Raw genomic sequence first — 19,334 nt, forward strand, 5'->3', positions numbered from 1 at the left:
CGCGCCGTCGGCGCCGGGTCGGTGCCGTTCGGCCGCGACGGCCGGGTCCTGCGCACGGAAGCGCGCCCGAACGCGCTCGCCTCGGCGCGCCTCGGCCGGACCGGGTGCGACGCCCTCGGCCCCGTGGCCACCGGCCAGCAAGGGACCTGCGGGATCGCCGACGTAGTCGACCACGCCTACGTCGCCGACACCGGCAGCGGAACCATCACCACCTACGAGGCGGGCCACGGCCAGCTCGCCGTGCTCGGCCAGGCGGCCGCCGTGGCCGGAACGATCGACCTCATGTCGGCACGACCGCGGTGCCGGACGCGGTCGGTGGTGAAGGGATCGCCGCGTCCTGACCGGTGACAGGTCAGCACGCCACGGCCCTGGAGAGAACCGCGTCAGCACAGCCTGTTCCCGGTTCCGGCTCGTCCCGATGGACCGCGCGACCGGGCCGACCGGACGGGCAGCGTCCACTTCGGAGCATTTCTCCGACTCGGGCCGGCAACACCGTTCTGCCGCTGGCGGGAATCCTCGCCGTCCTCGTCCGGCGGCGGACTTTCGAGCTCGAGGCGTAAGACCGGCCCCGCCCGCGACACCAATGCAGCATGAGCTCACCGACCACGCCGACCAGGGGCACCGGCGCGCTTGAACGACGCCTCGGGGAGGCCGCCGACAACGCTGATCGGCGGTACCACCCGGCCAAGGGCCTGCGGCATCAGATGAACAAGGTGTTTCCGACCCACTGGTCCTTCCTGATCGGCGAGGTGGCGCTGTACAGCTTCCTCCTCGTCATCGCGACCGGCGTGTACCTGACGCTCTTCTTCGACCCCTCGATGCAGGAAGTCGTCTACCACGGCAGTTTCACGAACATGCAGGGCCTGGAGATGTCCCAGGCCTTCCGCACGACGCTGGACATCTCCTTCGACGTCCGCGGCGGGCTCTTCGTGCGGCAGCTGCACCACTGGGGTGCGCTGATCTTCATCGCCGCCTCCCTCGTGCACACCTTCCGGATCTTCTTCACCGGTGCCTTCCGGCGCCCGCGGGAGGCCAACTGGGTCGTCGGCGTGCTGCTGCTCCTGATCAGCATGTTCGAGGGCTTCTTCGGCTACTCGCTCCCGGACGACCTGCTGTCCGGCACCGGTATCCGCGCGACGCTGTCGGGCATCGTGCTGTCGGTGCCCGTCATCGGCACCTGGATCCACTGGGCGCTGTTCGGCGGGGAGTTCCCCGGCGACCAGATCATCCCGCGGCTCTACACCCTGCACATCTTGGTGCTGCCGGGCATCCTCCTCGCCCTCACCGGCGTGCACCTGGCGCTCGTGTGGTACCAGAAGCACACGCAGTTCCCGGGCGTGCGCCGCAAGGAGACCAACGTCGTCGGCATCCGGATCGTGCCCGAGTTCGCCCTCCACGGCGGCGCGCTCGCCGTGCTCGTCACGGGCGTGACCGCCCTCATGGCGGGGCTTTTCCAGATCAACCCGGTGTGGAACTTCGGCCCGTACAACCCGGCGCAGGTGTCGGCGGGTTCGCAACCGGACTGGTACATGGCCTGGGCCGACGGCATGCTCCGGATCTGGCCGGCGTGGGAGGTCTACCTCGGGAACTACACGATCCCGGCGGTGTTCTTCCCCGGCGCGGTCGGCATGCCGCTGCTCTTCGGCATCCTGATCCTCTACCCGTGGATCGAGCGGAAGCTCGCGAAGGACACCAGTCACCGCAACCTGCTCCAGCGGCCGCGCGACGCCCCGGTCCGCACCTCGCTGGGCATGATGGCGCTCGGGTTCCTCCTGGTCATCGAGCTGTCGGGCTTCAACGACGTCATCGCCGACCAGTTCCACATCTCGCTGAACGCGACGACGTGGGCGGGCCGCATCGGCGTGCTGCTCGTGCCGCCGATCGCCTACTACGTGACCTACCGGATCTGCCTGGGCCTGCAGCGGGCCGACCGGGAGGTGCTGGAACACGGCGTCGAGACGGGCATCATCAAACGCCTGCCGCACGGTGCGTTCATCGAAATCCACCAGCCCCTGGCCACCACCCCGCTCGACTACCAGGGTGCACCGGTGCCGAAGAAGATGAACAAGCTCGGGTCCGGCGGCCGGGCCGTGCCCGGTTCACTGTGGACACCGGACCCGCCGGAGGAGACCGCGGCGCTGGAAAAGGAACAGACGAAGTGACCGAAGACAAGTCCGACCGGCTCCACGCGCTCAGCGACGCCGGCGTTTCCCTCTGGCTGGACGAACTCTCCCGCGACATCCTGGAAGACGGCGAGTTCGAACGCCTGGTGCGGGACTGCTCGGTCACGGGCGTCACCACGAACCCGACGATCTTCGCGAACGCCGTCGCCCGCGGCAGCCGTTACGCTGTCCAGCTGGAACGCCTTGCTGCGAACGGCATCGACGTCGAGGAGGCCGTTCGCGCGGTGATGATCTGGGACGTCCAGCGCGCGGCGGACGTCCTGCGTCCGGTCTGGGAGAAGACCGGCGGCGTCGACGGCCGGGTGTCGCTGGAGGTGAGCCCCGAACTCGCCGACGACACGGCCGCGACCATCGCGGAGGCCGTCCAGCTGTGGGAGCTCGTCGACCGGCCGAACCTCCTGGTCAAGATCCCGGCCACGCGGGCCGGCGTCCGAGCCGTCACCGGAGCCCTCGCCGCCGGGGTGAACGTGAACGTCACCCTGGTCTTCTCGGCGCGGCGCTGCGCCGAGGTCGGAGCCGCCTACGTCGACGGGCTCGAGCAGGCCCGCGAAAACGGCCACGACCTCACGTCGATCCACTCCGTGTCCTCGCTGTTCGTGTCGAGAGTGGACACCGAGGTCGACAAGCGTCTGGACGCGAAGGGCGTCCGGGAGCTGCGGGGCCGCGCCGCCTTGGCCAACGCGCGGCTCGCTCACCAGGCCCTGGCGGAAGTGTGGGAAGGCGAGCGGTGGCGGAGCCTGGCCGAGGACGGCGCCCGCCCGCAGCGGCTCCTGTGGGCCTCCACGGGGGTGAAGGATCCGTCCTTTCCGGACACCAAGTACATCACCGGGCTGGTCACGCCCGGAACCGTGTTCACGATGCCGCCCGCGACGCTCTCGGCGTTCGCCGACCACGGCGAAATCGCGGGGGACCAGGTCGCCGGGCGCGGCGAAGAGGCGGCGGCGGACATCGCGGCCCTCGCCGCGGCCGGGATCGACCTCGATGACGTCGGCGCCACGCTCGAGCAGGAGGGCGTCGCGAAGTTCGCGGCCAGCTGGGCCGCCCTGCACACCTCGGTCGGCATCCGTCCCTGAAAGGAGTCCCATGCCCCGTTCACTGGAGTCACTCAGCCCCGTCGATGGCGAGCGAGTGGCCGCGAAGAACCTGGTCGCCGCCCTGACAGCCGGCCGGATCGTCTACGACGACGGCGCCGAGCAAGTCTTCGACGCCGACGGCGTCACCACCTACGTCGAGCGGGGCCACCCGACCCGCGGGGAGTGGTACGTCGACAGCCACGGCCGCTTCGCCTCGTTCTGGCCACCCAGCTACCGCGCCTCGTACGACTTGCGGTGGCTGGTCGAGGACGGCTCGGTCGTCGGCCTGCGCTTCACCCACGCCGGAGACGGTTCGGAGTTCTCCGGCCGCTACGCCTGAGAGCGGGCCGCACGAACCGGCGGTAAGAAGTCCGGCCGGCCCGGCGCCAAGCAACCATGACGAACGCAGTGAACGGCAAAGCGGTGCTCCGCCTGCCCCGGTTGGCCGGGAAGCTGGACCGGGTACTGGCGGCCGTGGTCACGGTGCAGGCCGTACTCGTGCTGGCGGGCTTCCTGCTGCTGGGGGTGCTCTCCGGAGGTGTCGCCCTGCTGGAAGGGGCGTGCCTCGCCGTGTTCGGCATCGTCGGTCCCGCGATCGGCATCACGCGCCACTTCCGGGTCGCGGCACGGGACGGAGCGGCTCTCGTCCTGGCCTCGGCGTCCGGCTCGCTGGTCCTGGGCGTGCTGTTCCACATCGTCCTCGGTGGGCCCGCCCGCGTCCGTGTCGTCGTGCATTCCGGGGCGACCGTCCTGGCCCGGGTTTTCGAAGTCTCCGTGACGCTCCAGGTGGCCGCGAGCGCGGTGGCACTGCTCGTCGCCGCGCTCGCCGTGCGCCGCCGGACGTCGATCTTGTCCCTCGGCCGGCTTCCCAGGTGAGGCGAGACAGTATGCGCAGGATCTTGATCGTCGGCGGCGGTTACGCGGGCTTCTACGCCGCCTGGAAGCTCGAGAAGAAGCTGCGGCGGGGACAGACCGAAGTCACCGTGGTCGACCCGCGGCCGTACCTGACCTACCCGCCGTTCCTGTCCGAGGTGGTGGCCGGCTCGGTCGAGGCCTGGCACGCCGCGGTGTCGCTGCGCCGCCACCTGCACCGCACGCGCGTCATCACCGGGATGGTCACCGCGATCGACCACGAGCACCGGGTGGTCACGGTCCGGCCCGCCGACGGCGACGCGTTCGAACTGGGCTACGACCTCGTGGTGGTCACCGCCGGCGCGGTCACCCGCAAGTTCCCGGTGCCCGGCATCGCGGAGCAGGCGATCGGGCTCAAGCACGTCGAGGAGGCGGTCGCGATGCGCGACCGGCTGCTCACGTCCTTCGACCGCGCGGCCGTCACCTTCGTCGGCGGCGGCTTCTCCGGCGTCGAAGGCTTCGCCGAGCTGTTGTCGCTGGCGGCGTCGCTGCTGCGGCGCTATCCCGAACTGCACCGCGACGAGCTGCGGTTCCACCGGGTCGAGGTGACCGGTTCGCCCGGCCGCTGGGTGGTGCGCTTCCTGCGAAAGCGCGGTGGGCAGGTGCACCTGGACACCCAGGTCGAGTCGGCGACCGGCGGGCGAGTGGTGCTCTCCACCGGCGAGACGTTCGACTCGGAGCTGATCGTGTGGACGGCGGGCAACGCGGCGAACCCGGTCGTGGGCAGGCACACCGAGCTGCTGGTGGACGAGCGCGGGTTTCTCGTCGTCCGGCCCGATCTCCGGGTCGGGTCCGACCTCGAGTCGGTCCCCGACGCGACCCTGCGCGGCGGAAAGCCGAAGAACTACCGGCACAGCAGCCTCGGCGCGGTGGCGACGCTCGGCATCGGGCGCGGCATCTTCCAATACCGGCGGCTCGTGCTGAAAGGGCCGCTCGCCTGGCTGCTCCACCGGGACTACCATGTGCTGGCGATTCCCAGCTGGGAACGCGAGGTCCGCGTGCTGGCGGTCTGGCTGACCGCCGGGTTGTTCGGCCGCGACGTCGTCTCGCCGGCGTCGGTGCAGCAGCCCCGCACCGCGTTCGCCAACGGTGCGGAACCGCCGGAAAACTCCTTGTCCAGCTGGAGGAAACCATGAAGACCACCGCACCCGGCCCCATCGTCACGCGGCCCTATCCGGTGCGCCGTTCCGTGAAGGGTTCGGCGTTGCTGCGGCTGATGCGCACCACGGACCACAAGCAGATCGGCGTGATGTACCTGGTCACGGCCTTCGCCTTCTTCATGATCGGCGGGGCGATGGCGATGCTGGTCCGCACCGAGCTCGCGCGGCCCGGCCTGCAGTTCCTCTCGCAGGAGCAGTACAACCAGCTGTTCACCATGCACGGCACGATCATGCTGCTGATGTACGCGACCCCGATCCTGTTCGGCTTCGCGAACTTCATCCTGCCGCTGCAGATCGGCTCGCCCGACGTCGCTTTTCCACGGCTGAACGCGTTTTCGTACTGGCTCTACCTCTTCGGCAGCCTGACCGTCGTCTCGGGCTTTCTCACCCCCGGTGGCGCGGCGGAGTTCGGCTGGACCGGCTACACGCCGCTGTCCGAAGCCACGCACACCCCCGGCCCCGGCACCGACCTGTGGATCATGGGCCTGATCGTCAGCGGCCTCGGCACCATTCTCGGCGCCGTCAACATGATCACCACCGTGGTCTCGCTGCGCGCGCCCGGCATGACGATGTACCGGATGCCCATCTTCACCTGGAACATCCTGGTGACGTCGATCCTGATCCTCGTCGCGTTCCCCATCCTCACCGCGGCGTTCTTCGGGCTCGAGGCGGATCGCCGGCTGGGCGCGCACGTGTTCGACCCCGCCAACGGAGGTGTGATCCTCTGGCAGCACCTGTTCTGGTTCTTCGGCCATCCCGAGGTCTACATCATCGCGCTCCCGTTCTTCGGGATCGTGTCGGAGGTCTTCCCGGTGTTCAGCCGCAAGCCCATGTTCGGCTACAAGAGCCTGGTCTGGGCGACGCTGGCCATCGCCGCCCTCTCGTTCTCCGTCTGGGCGCACCACCTCTACGCCACCGGCGCCGTGCTGCTGCCGTTCTTCTCCTTCATGACCTTCCTGATCGCGGTCCCGACCGGCGTGAAGTTCTTCAACTGGATCGGCACGATGTGGAAGGGCCAGCTGTCCTTCGAGACGCCGATGATCTTCTCGATGGGCTTCCTCGTCACGTTCCTCTTCGGCGGCCTGACCGGCATCATGCTGGCCGCGCCGGCGATCGACTTCCACGTGTCGGACAGCTACTTCGTCGTCGCGCACTTCCACTACGTGCTCTACGGCACGATCGCCTTCGCCACCTTCGCCGGCATCTACTTCTGGTTCCCGAAGATCACCGGCCGGATGATGGACGAGAAGCTCGGCAAGTGGCACTTCTGGACCACGTTCATCGGCTTCCACGGCACGTTCCTCGTCCAGCACTGGCTGGGTGCCGAGGGCATGCCGCGCCGGTACGCGGACTACCTGACCAGTGACGGCTTCACGACGCTGAACACGATCTCGACGATCGGCGCGTACATCCTCGGTGCCTCGACGCTGCCGTTCATCTGGAACGTCTTCAAGAGCTACCGGTACGGCGAGATCGTCACGGTGGACGACCCGTGGGGCTACGGCAACTCGCTGGAGTGGGCGACGTCCTGCCCGCCGCCGCGGCACAACTTCACCGAGCTGCCCCGGATCCGTTCGGAGCGGCCGGCGTTCGAGCTGCACTACCCGCACATGATCGAGCGCCTCCACAACGAGGGCGAGATCGGCTTCTTCGGGAAGCAGAAGGTCAACAGTCACGCGGCCCCGTCGCAGGTGCTCACCGAAGCGGTGATCCCGGGTGACCACTCCACGGACAACGCGAGCGAGCAATGACCTGAGCGGTCAATCGCCACCGAATTCGCGGATCGCGCACCAGGGCCTCGTGATCACGGGGACAGGCGCGGCACGACTTCAGGTGCGCGGCCAGCCCGGGGAAAAGCCTTTCCGGGTGCGCACCGGCGGCGGCCATTTCCGAGTAGGTGGGGAGTGCGTCGAGGGCGAGTTCGCACCCGATGTCCCGCGGATCGGTCCGGAGGAGCTCGTTCAGTGCGTCCCAGTCGCTCATGCCCTACCTCGAGAGTTTCGAGCCGCGGTCTTGGACGTTAGCACCTGATCTTTGGCGCTTCTTACGCGCGGGAACACACGCCTCATGCGAAGAAGGTGAAGAAATGCCGACGACACAGCGCCACGCGCGGCTCACCGGCGAGGAGCTGCCGATCGACCTCATCAACACGGTGTGGTCGGGCCCCGGCGGCGTCACCGACGTCCTGGCCACCTCGGAGTCCACGATGGACTGGATCCGGGAGATCGCGCCGAGGCTGCCTCAGCAGCATCCGTCGTTCACGCATTGGCTGGCGTCGGCGACTCCGTTGAGCGCCCGCATGGCCGCCTACGACTTGAGGAGGCTGCGTGACGCGGTCCGCGGTCTGGCGGGGGAACTGACGGTGGACCGGCGCCCGGAGATCCCGCCGTCGGTCCCAGATCGCGCCACGGCGCTGGACGTCCTCAACAGCGCGGTCGCCGGGGCGCCCCACTGGCCGGCGTTGGTGTGGCGGCCGCGGTCCGAACCCGAGCTGGGCGTCCAGGGCGACGTACCGGGCGGGGTCGTGGCGGTCGGCCAGATCGCCCGGCAGGCGGTGGAGCTCTTCGGCGGCCGCGACCGGCAGCGCCTGCGTGCGTGCCCGGCGCCCGGCTGCTCCAACTACTTCCTCGACTTCGGCCGTCGCGGGCGGCGCACCTGGTGCTCGTCCTCGTGCGGCGCGCGTGTCCGGACCGCGCGGAAAAGGCAACCCGGCTGACCTCGCCGTCACCGCGGCCACTGCCAGCCGTCGGGCCGGTAGCGCCGCAGCCCGTCGAGCAGTACCGCTTCGCCCGCGCGGAGATCAGGGGCGACCGGCACGGCGGGAACGTCGCCGCGCCACACCGCGGCCACGAACCGGGCCAGCCGCTGCGGCCCGGGCACCAGTTCGCCGCCGAGGTAGGCGACCACCAGCAAGTCCTGAGTGGAGTCGTGCTCGACCGCGGCCGACCAGCCGTGCCGCTCGTCCCAGAGCAGGGCGACGTCCCGGCCCGGATGGCGCGGCAGCCGCGTGTCGAGCGCGATGTACGCGGACGCGGGGTTGCCGAAGTCGGCCGTGCAGGACTCCACCCCCACGCCGACGGCGGCGCTCACCGCCGCGAGATAGGCCGGAAGGCGGTGGTGGAGGACGAGTTCGCGATCGTTCCCGTTCGTCAGGGAGATCACCGGCGTGACGTCGCTCTGTCGAGCGGGACACCGCACGCGGCGATCAGCGACGACGGGCAGGCGGCGATCCGGAACCGGCAGCGGTACTGGTCGGTGCGAGCCGCGATCTCGAGGGGCTCTTCGGGCAAGCTCACGAGCACGTCGTCCCCTCCCTGCGAGTGATCGCTGGTTTGTGGCCACGGGCGGCGGCCTCTTACCGCTGCCGCGAGGATTCCGGCCGGGGCCGAACGGCAGGCGGCTCGCCCCGGTCATGCGCGGGCGATGGCGGCCTCCACGAGCGCACCGTTCGTTCTTGTGTCGCCCGCGGGTGGCACGGTCCTATCCAGCGGTTTACAGGGCGATCCCGAGGAGCGCGTCGACGGCGGTCCGGATCAACGCAGGAGCGTCGGCATCCGTTCCCCGCTGCCGCAACGCGTCCGCCACCCACGCATCCACAGCGGCGAGCGCCGACGGGGTGTCGAGGTCGTCGGCGAGACGGTCCCGCAGGGTGGCGATCGTGCCTTCGGCCGCCGGGCCCGCCGGTGCCGACGTCGCCGCCCGCCAGCGCGCGAGCCGCTCCTGGGCTTGGTGCAGCAGCTCGTCGGTCCACGCCCGATCGGTGCGGTAGTGCCCGGCGAACAGCGCGAGCCGCATCGCCGACGGGTCCACGCCGCCGGCCCGCAACCGCGACACGAACACCAGGTTGCCCTTCGACTTCGACATCTTCTCGCCGTCGAGCGCGATCATCCCGGCGTGGACGTAGTGCCGGGCGAACGGATGGCTGCCCGTCCGGGCCTCCGCGTGCGCGGCGCTGTACTCGTGGTGGGGGAACACCAGGTCCGACCCGCCGCCCTGGACGTCGAACCCGAGGCCGAGCCGGTTGAGCGCGATGGCGCTGCACTGAACGTGCCAGCCGGGGCGTCCCGCGCCGAGCCCGGAGTCCCGCGACGGCTCGCCGGGCCGGGCGAGCCGCCACAGCAGCGCGTCGAGCGGGTCGCGCTTGCCCGGGCGGTCCGGGTCGCCGCCGCGCTCGGCGAAGAACTTCGCCATGGTCGCTTCGTCGTAGTTCGACTCGGCGCCGAACCGGCCGGTGGACGACCGGGCGAAGTAGACGTCCGGGTAGGCGGGGTCGTCGGCCCGGTAGGCCGAGCCGTTGGCGAGGAGCTCGCCGATCATCTCGGCGATCTCGGGAACGGCCTCCACGGCGCCGACGAACTCCCGCGGCGGCAGCACCCGCAGTGCCGCCATGTCCGCGCGGAACAGCGCGGTCTCGCGTCTGCCGAGCGCCTCCCAGTCTTCGTGCTCCCGCTCGGCGCGCTCCAGCAGGGGCTCGTCGAGGTCGGTGACGTTCTGGACGTAGTGGACGTCGTGGCCGGCGTCGCGCCAGAGCCGGTGGACGAGGTCGAACGCCAGGTACGTCGCCGCGTGCCCGAGGTGGGTCGCGTCGTAGGGCGTGATGCCGCAAACGTACATCTTCGCCTCGCGACCCGGCGCCGTCGGCCTGAGCCGGCCGGTGGCGGTGTCGTGAAGCCGCAACGGGGGCGGGGTTCCGGGAACGCGGGGCACGACGACCGAAGACCAAGTCTGCATGCCCCCGACACTAGGGGAGAACCGCCCCGGATGGACGAGATGGTCCACTTCAGGTAGTGTCCCCTCCGCTCGGGCGAGCCGCGCCCGACCTTCCCGACGACGAAGCCCGGAGTGCAGTTGGCAGACGTTTTGCGCACGGTCGTGGACGAGCTGACATCGGACCCCTCCAACGCATGGGCCCGGGACCTCGGCTACCGGCCCGTGTGGGCCGGGTCACCGTCCGCGCGGATCGCGATCATCGGCCAGGCGCCGGGGTGGCGGGCCCAGGAGAGCGGGATCCCGTGGGACGACGCCAGCGGTGTGCGGTTGCGGTCGTGGCTCGGCGTCCGCGACGACGAGTTCCACGATCCCGGACTGTTCGCCATCGTGCCGATGGACTTCTACTTCCCCGGCAAGGGCAAGACGGGCGACCTCCCACCGCGCCGGGACTTCGCGCCGCGGTGGCATCCGCGGATACTGGCCGGGATGCCCGACGTCACCCTCCGCGTGCTCGTCGGCGCATACGCGCAGCGGTTCTACCTCGCGGGCCGGGCCAAGGCGAACCTCACTGAGACCGTGCGGGCCTACGGCGAGTACCTCCCCGCCGAGTTCCCGCTGGTGCACCCGTCACCGCTGAACTACCGCTGGCACGCTCGGAACACGTGGTTCGAGGCGGAGGTCGTCCCCGCGCTGGCTGGCCGGGTCGCGTTCGCGCTGGGCCGCGGGTGACGGCGCCGGCAAGTGGTCCGGAAGGTCCGTCTTCCGCTCCGCAGAGCCGCCGACCCGGGCTCGGCCGCCGAGCCGCACCGGTGCGATAATGTGATGCCGTGGTGGAACCGGAGAGCTCTGTGAGGCCGGTCCGGCGGACGGCGCGTGGTGAGGCGACCCGGGCGCGGCTCCTGCGGGCCGCTGTCGACTTGATGACGGTGAAAGGGGTCGCCGCCACCACGCTCGACGACGTCCGAGCGGCGAGCAGCACCAGCAAGTCGCAGCTCTACCACCACTACCCCGACAAGGACGCCCTGGTCCAGGACGTGATCGAGTTCCAGGCCGAAGAGGTGCTGTCCACCCAGGGGGAGCAGCTGCGGCGGCTCAATTCGATCCGCGGCTTGGAGCGCTGGCGGGACGCGATCGTCCAACGCAGTGCGCTGCGCAACGGCGCTTACGGTTGCCGCCTGGGTTCGCTGGCGAGTGAGCTTTCGGACCAGAACGAGCGGGCGCGGTCGGCGTTGGCGGGCCATTTCGAGACCTGGCAGGGTCTGCTCACCGACGGCCTGCGGCGGATGCGGGACGCCGGGAAGCTGCGGCCCGACGCCGACCCCGAGCGGCTCGCCATCGGCCTGATGGGTGCCTTGCAGGGCGGGTATCTGCTCGCGCAGACCGAGCACGACGTCAAGCCGATGCGCATCGCGCTCGACATGGCCATCGACCACATCCGCAGCTACCAGCCCTGAGCTCCGCGCCGCGGCGGGAGCTGGGGCAGGTCGTGGGCCGCGGGGGAGCGCACCACGGTGAGCGTCGCGGGACCCACCCGCAGGACCCCGTCGTCGAGAGGGGTGCACCGCACGCCGCCGTGCCCGCGCAACCCGCGGAACGCTCCGGGCGCCAGCACCACGTCCATCCAGGCGCACGGGTGGGCCGGGCGGTAGGCCTGGAACCGGACTTCGCCCGCCCCGGAGTCGAGGCCGAAGACCGCCCCGGTCCCGCCCCGCGGCGCGGCCAGCTGGTCGACCGGAAACCCGCGCACGACGATGTTGCGCCGCGGCAGGTGGGGACCCGGCGCCGCGGGGAGGCCGAGGTCCCGGGCCAGGACGTCGAGCGACTCCGCGGCGAAGAGGGTGACGGCGGCCCGGCGGTGGGCGGGCTGGTTGAAGTACCGGTCACCGACGAGCCCGAGCCCGGCGCGCACTGTCACCTCGTCGCGCTCGACGGGTTCCGGGTCGGGCCGCGGGCCGTTCGCGGGACGGCCTTCGAAGGCGTGCGCGGGGGAGACCAGGAGCGCGACGATCTCCACCTGGGCCGAGATCGTGTCGGGCGGTTCCTGCATGCCTCTCCTCGAACGCGCCGGCGCGCGAACCGGAGTTCGCGCGCCGGCGACGTCACTTGCCGTCGGTGTCGCTCGTGAACAGGGTGCGGTAGTCGCCGTAGCCCGCGTCTTCCAGGTCGTCGAGGTGGACGAACCGCAACGACGCGGAGTTGATGCAGTAGCGCATTCCGCCCTTGTCGAGCGGGCCGTCGTCGAAGACGTGGCCGAGGTGGCTGTCCCCGTGCATCGAGCGGACCTCCGCCCGGATCATCCCGTGGCTGAAGTCTTCCCGCTCGACGACGTTCGACTTGCCGATCGGCTTGGTGAAGCTCGGCCACCCGGAGCGGCTGTCGTACTTGTCGACCGAAGCGAACAGCGGCTCGCCGGACACGACGTCGACGTAGATGCCCGGCTCGTGGTTGTCCCAGTACGCGTTCGCGAACGGACGTTCCGTGCCGTCCTGCTGGGTCACGCGGTACTGCTCCGGATCCAGCCGCGACACGGCTTCCGGATTCTTGTGGTACTTGGCCTGCTGAGGCACAGCTCTCCCTTCCCCGCCTTGCGGCGCGAAGCTGGGCACCAGGTGAAACGCACCTGGACGTGCAGATGTACCGACGCGCTGCACACCCGTGCTATTCCGCTGGACGGCCGGTCGGCGCGGGTGCGTTCTTCTTTCGTAAGGACTGGGACAACGCGGCGGTTCTACTCTGTCCGAGTGGACTGTATGGTCCGTGTTGACGTACGACCACCTGAAGCTCACGTCGTATCTATCATGGACTAAATAGTCCAAACAAGCTAGGGTTACCGGGAACGACGCGGCGGATCGAAGGCGAGAACCCATGAGTGACGACTCCGACGAGTACGACGGCGGTTTCGACCTGGACAACGGTCTGCTGGAGCCCGAGGACAGCCTCGTGGACCGCGGAGTGGCGGACGTGCTGGACGAGGGCTACACCCCGCCGGACCACCCCACCGCGGTCTTCGACTGGGGCACGACGGCGCGAGAGGCCGCCGGCCACGAAGAGCTCGGCAAACGGCTCGCCCGGGAGCTGCCGGACGTCTTCGCCGTCGCGGACCGGGGTGACGGGCTCGGTGACGCGTCCGACACGGACGGCGAACTGTACGACGACCAGGTCGGCGTGGCACGAGCCGGGCGGCTGGTCGAAGACCCGGACGCGGACGAGGTGTACCCGTACCTGTTCGCCTCCGACGTGGGTTTGGACGGCGCCGCGGCGTCCGCCGAAGAAGCGGCCATCCACATCGTCCCGGAATGACCGCCGACGCACGAGAAAGGCAGAGACAGATGGTGATCACCAGAGGCTTCGCCGGGCGCGGGCGCGCCGGCCAGGACCCCCGGCTGCCACCCGGGCAGCACGACGCGGGCGACGACTGGCCGGTCCTGCACGCCGAAGCGACGCCGTCGATCGACACCGCGACGTGGACCTTCACCGTCGACGGCCTCGTCGACACGCCGACCACCTGGACGTGGGACGAGATCCACGCGCTCCCGGGCGACCGGTACGAAGGCGCGATCCACTGCGTCACGACGTGGTCCAAGTTCGGCATGAGGTTTGACGGCGTCTCCATCGACACCCTGCTCGACGTCACCGGGGTGCGCGACGACGCGGCCTACGTCCTGGCGCGGTCGCACACCGGCTACACGACCAATCTGCCGATCGAGGACGTGGTCGACGGCCGGGCCTGGGTGGTGTGGGACGTCAACGGCGCACCGCTGGACGACATCCACGGCGGCCCGGCCCGGCTGCTGGTGCCGCACCTGTACTTCTGGAAGAGCGCGAAATGGGTGTCCGGGCTGAAGTTCATGGCCGAGGACCAGCAGGGCTTCTGGGAACGCAACGGCTACCACGACCACGGCGACCCGTGGCTCGAGCAGCGTTACCAGGGCGACTGATGGCCACGGCTTCGTCCTGGCAGACCGGCGTCGTGACCGCGATCGGCGAGGAAACCCCGCACGCGAAGACGTTCCGGCTGCGGCTCGCCGAACCCCGGACGCACCGGGCCGGCCAGTTCTACGTCGTCCGGCTGACCGCCCCGGACGGCTACCACGCCCAGCGCGACTACTCGGTGGCCAGCGCGCCCGGCGGCGAGGACATCGAGCTCACGGTCGAGAAGCTGCCGGACGGCGAAGTGTCGGCGTTCCTGCACGACGTGGTCGAAGTCGGCGACGTCCTGCGGGTTCGCGGCCCGATCGGCAGGTTCTTCTCCTGGGACGGCGCCGCGCCGATCCTGGGCGTCGCCGGCGGCTCCGGTGTGGTCCCGCTCATGTCCATGCTGCGGCTGGCCCGAGGCGCGGGCCGCGCCGACCTGATGCGGCTGATCGTGTCCGTTCGATCACCCGAAGAGCTTTACTACGCGGACGAAATCACCGGGCCGGAGACCACCGTCGTCCACACCCGCCAGGGCCTCGAGGGAGCCGCTCGGCCCGTGGGCCGCCTCACGGCCGACGACCTGGCGCCGCTGGCCGAGCCGGACCGCGATGTCTACGTCTGCGGCTCGCAAGGGTTCTGCGACGCGGCGACCGGTCTGCTCGCCGACGTCGGAGTCGAAGCGAAGCGGATCCGCGTGAGCCGGTTCGGGCCGACCGGCTGAGCCGGTCGGCGTGGCTGTGACCAATGGATGCAGAACCCATGGATGCGGAGAGGTGCCGGATGAAGGCGATCGTGGTGACGGACCAGGCCGCGGGAACGGCCGGGATGACAGTGGCGGAGCGGCCGCGACCGGAGGCGGCGGGCAACGACGTCCTCGTCGAGGTGCACGCGTCGGGATTCACCCCGGGTGAGCTGACGTGGCCCTCGGCCTGGGTCGACCGGCTCGGCCGCGACCGGACGCCGTCGGTGCCCGGGCACGAGCTGGCCGGGGTGGTCAGCGCGCTCGGGTACGGCACGCGGGGGTTGGCGGTGGGGCAGCGGGTGTTCGGCCTGACCGACTGGACCCGCGACGGCACATTGGCGGAGTACGCCGCTGTCGAGGCGCGGAACCTCGCGCCGTTGCCGGGTGACGTCGACTTCACGGTCGGGGCGAGCCTGCCGATCTCAGGCCTGACCGCGTGGCAGGGGCTGTTCGTGCACGGCCGCGTCGAGGTGGGGCAGAGCGTCCTGGTGCACGGGGCGGCCGGTGGGGTCGGTTCGATGGTGGCGCAGCTCGCGACCGAGGCGGGCGCGTACGTCATCGGCACCGGGCGCGCCGCCGACCGTCAGGCGGCGCTCGGCTTCGGAGCGCGGGAGTTCGTCGACCTCGAGCACGACTCGCTGGACGAGGTCGGCGGAGTCGACCTGGTTTTCGACGTCTTCGGCGGAGACATCCAGAAGCGCTCCGCGGGCCTGGTCCGGGCCGGGGGAACGCTGGTGACGATCGCCGGCCCGCCGGAGGCGCGGCCCGCCGACGGTTCGGCGGTCGACTTCGTGGTCGAAGCCGACCGTGCTCAGCTGGGTGAAATCGTCCGGCGGGTCCGGGAGGGTCGGCTGAGGACGAACATCGGCAGGGTTGCCGCCCTCGACGACGCCGTCGCCGCCTTCACCCCGGCGGAGCGGGTCAAGGGCAAGACGATCATCCGCGTTCGTCCGTAGCGGTCCGTCTCCGGCGGAACCGGAGTGAAGGGCAGGGCTCGCGTCACGGTTCGGGCAGTGACGCGGGCCCCTGCTATGGACTATATAGTCCATTTAGTCGCGTGGAGGCGAACCTGGTCGAACGCCATCTCCAGCGTCGCGCGCAATTGGTCGGCGTCCTGGGTGAGGTGCGCCAGCAGGTGACCGCCTTGCAGGGCGGCGATGAGGCCGATGGCGAGTTCCTCGGGGTCCGTGCCGCGGTCGAGTTCACCGGCGACCCGGAGGCGCGACAAGGCTGAGGCCAGCAATGTCTGCCACTGGGAGAACGCCTTGGCGAGCGCGCGGTGACCCCGATCGTGGCGATCGGCGAGGAGCTGGATCAGCGAACCGAGTGCGCAGGCGTTTTCCGGCGTGGGCGGATCGAGCAGCCACCGTTCCAGGTCACTGAGGTGCTGAATGCCGTCCAGGCGGGGACGCTGAGCCCGGAACACGGCGTCGAGCCGGGTGGACACGATCGCTTCCACGATCGCGTCGGGGTCCGGGAACAACCGCTCGAGTTCGGCTCGGCTCACCCGGGCGGCGGCTTGGATGCGCGCCGGACTGAGCGAGCTGAGGCCGTGGCGCACCAGGAGGGTGGTCGCCGCCGCCACGACGCGTGCACGGGAATCCGGCTCCGAGGTGTCGAGACGCGGGCGGGGCCCGGCGTTCCAGTCCGCCGTCATGGCTTGCACAGTAGTCGTCCCGGTCCTGACCGGGTGCATCCGCCCCGACCAAAGATGGACTGTATGGTCCTTATCTTAGGGCTCCGGTGTGCCCGGTGGCCGCCGGGACGGCGACGGCGAGGGGACCACGACCGCATCGAGAAGGAGCTGGTCGAGCAGTGAAACTCCGCGACGGGTGCAACGGGAGCTCGCAGTGCGACCCAACCCGATCCTCACCATCTACTCCACCAGTGGGCGGGACCAACCCGTAGCATTGGACATCTGGCACTCGCGTTTTCGTGCTGGTAAAGGGTTCCGTGGTCGCGACCACAGGTTACGAGGCCACTTCCGCAGTTCGAAGCGCGCGGCGCATCAACGGCGACGTCTTGCTCGTCAGGACCGGCAACCGAGGACGTGGTCGACGGCTGCGCGCAACGTCTCGGTTTCGCCGGCCAGGATCGATTCCTCGGCCGGCAGGGCTCTCGCGATGGAAAGTCCGTTGAGGACGGTCACGAGGAATCTGGCACTCCGGCGGTGGTCGTCCCCGGCCAGTGCGCCTTCGTCGCTCAGGACGGTCAGCCAGTACTCGACACGGCGCTGCGCTTCCCGTTCGATCGCGAGATACGCCGCGCGGTTCTCGTCGGTCGGCTCGGGCACGATGTAGGTCCTGAAGATCTCACTCCATCCCGCTCGTGCCTGGTCGCCCACCCCGGCGAGCGCCAGCACTTGCCGCAGGCAGTCGAGCAGCCGGTCCCGGGCCGGCGCCGACCGGTCGTGGATCCGGTCGCCGGGGGTCATCACGTCGTAGACGCCGGCGAGCACAGCGTCCTGCAGCGCGCGCTGCGTGGGGAAGTGGTACCGGAGCGAGCCGGTGCTCACGCCGGCCCGCGCCGCCACCGCCCGCACGCTGAGCCGCGTCCCCGGGTCCTCCCCGAACATCGCCATGGCCGCCTGGAGGACCTTGTCCCGGCTACTGGCACCCGTCTGCTGCTCCACTGTCCGCACCTCTACTAACACGCTGTACTAGCACGCTGTGCTACTGTCGTCGTCGACCGCACTAGCACAGTGTATTAGAAGCTGTGTCGAGGTGTTGACCTGCGGCTACTCGACGAACGAAATGGGCGTGAATCCATGCTCCGCCGGCCCTTCCGGATCATCCGCGCCGACCTTCGGGCGTATCTCCTCGTCAACGTCTTCGTCTACGGAGTACTGCTACTCGGTATGGCGCTGGGGGTGCTCTTCCCGGACCTGCACGACTCGCGGGTCGCCTCGTTCGCGGGAGGCGGGCAGGGCGCGCTCGTCAACGCGGTGGTCGGCAACGGATGGGTGTTCGGCGCGGTCATCTTCCTCGTCAACGTCTTTCCGACCGCGCTGCTGCTGATCACCCTCCCCTCGCTCGCGGTTCCCTTCGCCGGGCTCGCGGTCTTCGCGATCAAGACGATCGACCTGGGCATCACGCTCGCCCCCGTCGACGCGACCTCGCGGCTGACGCTCATCCCGCACTCCCTCACGCTGCTCATCGAGTTCCAGGCCTACGCGCTCGTGATGTTCGGCGTCCACCTGCTCGGCAGGTCCTGGCTCCGGCCCGCAACCGTCGACGTTCCCACTCGCCGGCAGGGCTACGTGCGTGGCCTGGCACGGCTCGGGTGGCTTTGGCTCCCGGCACTCGCACTCTTCTTTTTCGGTGCGGTGTACGAGGCTGTCGAGATCTACTTCTTCGTGCCGCTGGTGCTCGGGTCCTGATCGCCGTGCGCTCCCGACCGGCTGCAAATCGCCCGAAGCGTTGCGGCGCAACGCGATCGCGGCCACCTGGCCGGTTCCTGTGCTGACTGGATCGATTCCACCGGGGACGCCGGCGGGCAGAGGAGAAGCTGTCATGCGTGAACGGAGCCGACGCCGCGCGGCGAGGCGGTCGTGCCCGGTACTGGACGGGAACTGAAGCCGTTCCGCTGGTGGCAGCCTTTCTCGCGATCGCTGTACTCGCTCGTGCTCGGCCGCGGCGACGGGCGGTCTACGTGCATCATCGACGGCGATTCTTCGCAACCGACGGCAAGGGTACAGCCGGCCTTTACCTCGATGGTCGGCATCAGGCCGAATCCCGGCTCCCCGCCGTCTTCCCGCCCCCGGCGGCACGATCGAGGTCGCGGAATCTCCGTTCGGGCTGAAGCGCTGCCACTACGTCGAGGCAGGAGGAAAGGAGCGCCCGCTGATCCCGGACCACGCGTCGGCCGAAGGGCGACGCGCGCACCTCGACCGCGAATACCCCGCGCTGAGCCGCGCAATCGGCCTCACCTCGGTCCTCCTGCTCGTGACCTCGGTCCTCCTGATCGTGCCGCAGCTCATCGAGGTCGTCTTCAGGCTGCCGCCTGTCGCAGCGCGCTGCGGGGCCTTCGTCTCGCCCATCTCCTTGCCGGGATGGCTCAGCTCCCTGCTCGGCATCGCCGCCGTGCTGGCCGGTGTCGAACGCGCACTCCGCCAACGACACAACCATTTCCTGGCCACAATCGGCTGGTTGTATGAGGTCATGGCGTCGGTGGGGAGGGTAAAACGAGCGGTGTAGCTCCCGGTCACGGAAGTGCCCTGATGACCGACATGATGTCCGGCGTGGAGAACGCCGAGGACCCGACGCCCTCGACCGTGCTGGACGACCTGGACGGCCCGGACGAGCAGCTGGTAAGCGGCGCCGTGGCCAGTGGGCCGGCGCTGACCGGCGAAGGCGGGGTGCTGGCGCAGCTGACCAAGCGGCTGCTGGAGTCCGCGCGCGAGGGCGAGATCACCGACCACCTCGGCTATGACGAGCACGACCCGGCCGGCCACGGGACCGGCAACTCACGCAACGGCACCCGCGCCGAGACCGTGCTCACCGACGTCGGCCCGGTCCGGATCGACGCGCGGCGGGACCGGGACGCCGGCTTCGAACCCAAGATCGTGGCCGAGCGGCAGAAACGCCTGGGCGGCGTGGACGAACCGGGCCGGACCTGGGCCGGTTCGCGATCGGTTGCA

Annotated in this window: 23 protein-coding genes and 1 pseudogene; 17 read left to right on the forward strand and 7 right to left on the reverse strand. The window is 70.0% G+C overall.

The genetic code is table 11. The features are described 5' to 3' along the window. The first annotated feature begins 21 nt into the window (after positions 1-21). The 8 genes from ACZ4TR_RS09130 (at position 22) to ACZ4TR_RS09165 (ending at position 8,044) form a co-directional block, all read left to right on the forward strand. Positions 22-348, forward strand: coding sequence for a hypothetical protein (locus ACZ4TR_RS09130; protein ID WP_465286540.1), 327 nt, complete (start codon positions 22-24; stop codon positions 346-348). A 242-nt stretch (positions 349-590) separates the two neighbouring features. Further along, positions 591-2,162, forward strand: coding sequence for a cytochrome bc1 complex cytochrome b subunit (gene qcrB / locus ACZ4TR_RS09135; protein WP_465286541.1), 1,572 nt, complete (start codon positions 591-593; stop codon positions 2,160-2,162). Then, positions 2,159-3,256, forward strand: coding sequence for a transaldolase (tal, locus tag ACZ4TR_RS09140; protein WP_465286542.1), 1,098 nt, complete (start codon positions 2,159-2,161; stop codon positions 3,254-3,256). Before qcrB ends, tal begins: the two co-directional genes overlap by 4 nt. Before the next feature lie 10 nt (positions 3,257-3,266). Then, positions 3,267-3,596 carry a hypothetical protein gene (locus ACZ4TR_RS09145; RefSeq protein ID WP_465286543.1) on the forward strand — a complete coding sequence of 110 codons (330 nt, stop codon included), beginning with the start codon at positions 3,267-3,269 and terminating at the stop codon, positions 3,594-3,596. Positions 3,597-3,652: 56 nt separating this feature from the next. Further along, on the forward strand, positions 3,653-4,132 hold the full coding sequence (locus ACZ4TR_RS09150) for a hypothetical protein (RefSeq protein WP_465286544.1): 480 nt from the start codon (positions 3,653-3,655) through the stop codon (positions 4,130-4,132). Between the two features lie 11 nt (positions 4,133-4,143). Then, positions 4,144-5,304 (forward strand): NAD(P)/FAD-dependent oxidoreductase, encoded by a 1,161-nt coding sequence (locus tag ACZ4TR_RS09155; protein ID WP_465286545.1) that lies wholly within the window; start codon positions 4,144-4,146, stop codon positions 5,302-5,304. After that, a complete protein-coding gene (gene ctaD, locus ACZ4TR_RS09160; protein WP_465286546.1) occupies positions 5,301-7,079 on the forward strand; it encodes an aa3-type cytochrome oxidase subunit I in 1,779 nt (592 codons plus the stop codon). Before ACZ4TR_RS09155 ends, ctaD begins: the two co-directional genes overlap by 4 nt. Before the next feature lie 335 nt (positions 7,080-7,414). Next, entirely contained in the window at positions 7,415-8,044 is a 630-nt protein-coding gene (locus ACZ4TR_RS09165) for a CGNR zinc finger domain-containing protein (RefSeq protein WP_465286547.1), read from the forward strand. Between the two features lie 8 nt (positions 8,045-8,052). Here ACZ4TR_RS09165 and ACZ4TR_RS09170 read toward each other — a convergent pair whose 3' ends face one another. From ACZ4TR_RS09170 to mshC, 3 genes are all read right to left on the reverse strand, one after another. Then, positions 8,053-8,418, reverse strand: a complete 366-nt coding sequence (locus ACZ4TR_RS09170; protein WP_465286548.1) for a DUF6292 family protein — start codon at positions 8,416-8,418, stop codon at positions 8,053-8,055. 68 nt (positions 8,419-8,486) lie between these two features. Beyond that, positions 8,487-8,630 (reverse strand): hypothetical protein, encoded by a 144-nt coding sequence (locus ACZ4TR_RS09175; protein ID WP_465286549.1) that lies wholly within the window; start codon positions 8,628-8,630, stop codon positions 8,487-8,489. A 190-nt stretch (positions 8,631-8,820) separates the two neighbouring features. After that, entirely contained in the window at positions 8,821-10,059 is a 1,239-nt protein-coding gene (mshC, locus tag ACZ4TR_RS09180; protein ID WP_465286550.1) for a cysteine--1-D-myo-inosityl 2-amino-2-deoxy-alpha-D-glucopyranoside ligase, read from the reverse strand. Positions 10,060-10,176: 117 nt separating this feature from the next. Here mshC and ACZ4TR_RS09185 point away from each other — a divergent pair, with 117 nt between their 5' ends. Then, positions 10,177-10,767 (forward strand): uracil-DNA glycosylase family protein, encoded by a 591-nt coding sequence (locus tag ACZ4TR_RS09185; RefSeq protein WP_465286551.1) that lies wholly within the window; start codon positions 10,177-10,179, stop codon positions 10,765-10,767. Positions 10,768-10,886: 119 nt separating this feature from the next. Continuing rightward, positions 10,887-11,492, forward strand: a complete 606-nt coding sequence (locus ACZ4TR_RS09190; RefSeq protein WP_465286552.1) for a TetR/AcrR family transcriptional regulator — start codon at positions 10,887-10,889, stop codon at positions 11,490-11,492. On the opposite strand, the gene ACZ4TR_RS09195 is transcribed toward ACZ4TR_RS09190, so the two are convergent. Then, positions 11,480-12,085: an MOSC domain-containing protein gene (locus ACZ4TR_RS09195; RefSeq protein ID WP_465286553.1), complete on the reverse strand. Its 606-nt coding sequence runs from the start codon at positions 12,083-12,085 to the stop codon at positions 11,480-11,482. The genes ACZ4TR_RS09190 and ACZ4TR_RS09195 overlap by 13 nt on opposite strands. Positions 12,086-12,137: 52 nt before the next feature. Then, positions 12,138-12,605: a peptide-methionine (R)-S-oxide reductase MsrB gene (msrB, locus tag ACZ4TR_RS09200; RefSeq protein ID WP_465286554.1), complete on the reverse strand. Its 468-nt coding sequence runs from the start codon at positions 12,603-12,605 to the stop codon at positions 12,138-12,140. A gap of 298 nt (positions 12,606-12,903) precedes the next feature. On the opposite strand from msrB, the gene ACZ4TR_RS09205 reads away from it, so the two are divergent. Genes ACZ4TR_RS09205 through ACZ4TR_RS09220 form a run of 4 tightly spaced genes read left to right on the forward strand, consistent with a single transcriptional unit; the run spans position 12,904 to position 15,651 of the window. Further along, entirely contained in the window at positions 12,904-13,338 is a 435-nt protein-coding gene (locus ACZ4TR_RS09205; RefSeq protein ID WP_465286555.1) for a DUF5709 domain-containing protein, read from the forward strand. 29 nt (positions 13,339-13,367) lie between these two features. After that, positions 13,368-13,976, forward strand: coding sequence for a sulfite oxidase-like oxidoreductase (locus ACZ4TR_RS09210; RefSeq protein WP_465286556.1), 609 nt, complete (start codon positions 13,368-13,370; stop codon positions 13,974-13,976). Continuing rightward, on the forward strand, positions 13,976-14,674 hold the full coding sequence (locus ACZ4TR_RS09215; protein ID WP_465286557.1) for an FAD-binding oxidoreductase: 699 nt from the start codon (positions 13,976-13,978) through the stop codon (positions 14,672-14,674). The genes ACZ4TR_RS09210 and ACZ4TR_RS09215 overlap by 1 nt, the downstream gene beginning before the upstream one ends. A gap of 59 nt (positions 14,675-14,733) precedes the next feature. Further along, positions 14,734-15,651: an NADP-dependent oxidoreductase gene (locus ACZ4TR_RS09220; RefSeq protein ID WP_465286558.1), complete on the forward strand. Its 918-nt coding sequence runs from the start codon at positions 14,734-14,736 to the stop codon at positions 15,649-15,651. Positions 15,652-15,731: 80 nt separating this feature from the next. Here ACZ4TR_RS09220 and ACZ4TR_RS09225 read toward each other — a convergent pair whose 3' ends face one another. After that, entirely contained in the window at positions 15,732-16,352 is a 621-nt protein-coding gene (locus tag ACZ4TR_RS09225) for a TetR/AcrR family transcriptional regulator (protein ID WP_465286559.1), read from the reverse strand. 372 nt (positions 16,353-16,724) lie between these two features. Beyond that, positions 16,725-17,327, reverse strand: coding sequence for a TetR/AcrR family transcriptional regulator (locus ACZ4TR_RS09230; RefSeq protein ID WP_465286560.1), 603 nt, complete (start codon positions 17,325-17,327; stop codon positions 16,725-16,727). Positions 17,328-17,462: 135 nt separating this feature from the next. Between ACZ4TR_RS09230 and ACZ4TR_RS09235 the strand changes: the two genes are divergently transcribed. The 3 genes and pseudogenes from ACZ4TR_RS09235 to ACZ4TR_RS09245 form a co-directional block, all read left to right on the forward strand. Beyond that, positions 17,463-18,074 carry a stage II sporulation protein M gene (locus ACZ4TR_RS09235; protein WP_465286561.1) on the forward strand — a complete coding sequence of 204 codons (612 nt, stop codon included), beginning with the start codon at positions 17,463-17,465 and terminating at the stop codon, positions 18,072-18,074. Between the two features lie 565 nt (positions 18,075-18,639). After that, complete coding sequence (locus tag ACZ4TR_RS09240; protein ID WP_465286562.1) at positions 18,640-18,891, forward strand: hypothetical protein; 252 nt, start codon at positions 18,640-18,642, stop codon at positions 18,889-18,891. 23 nt (positions 18,892-18,914) lie between these two features. Next, a pseudogene (locus ACZ4TR_RS09245) lies at positions 18,915-19,298 on the forward strand (transposase); the annotation flags it as partial. Between the last annotated feature and the right edge of the window lie 36 nt (positions 19,299-19,334).

Source organism: Amycolatopsis sp. NPDC028719 (genome assembly GCF_055565395.1).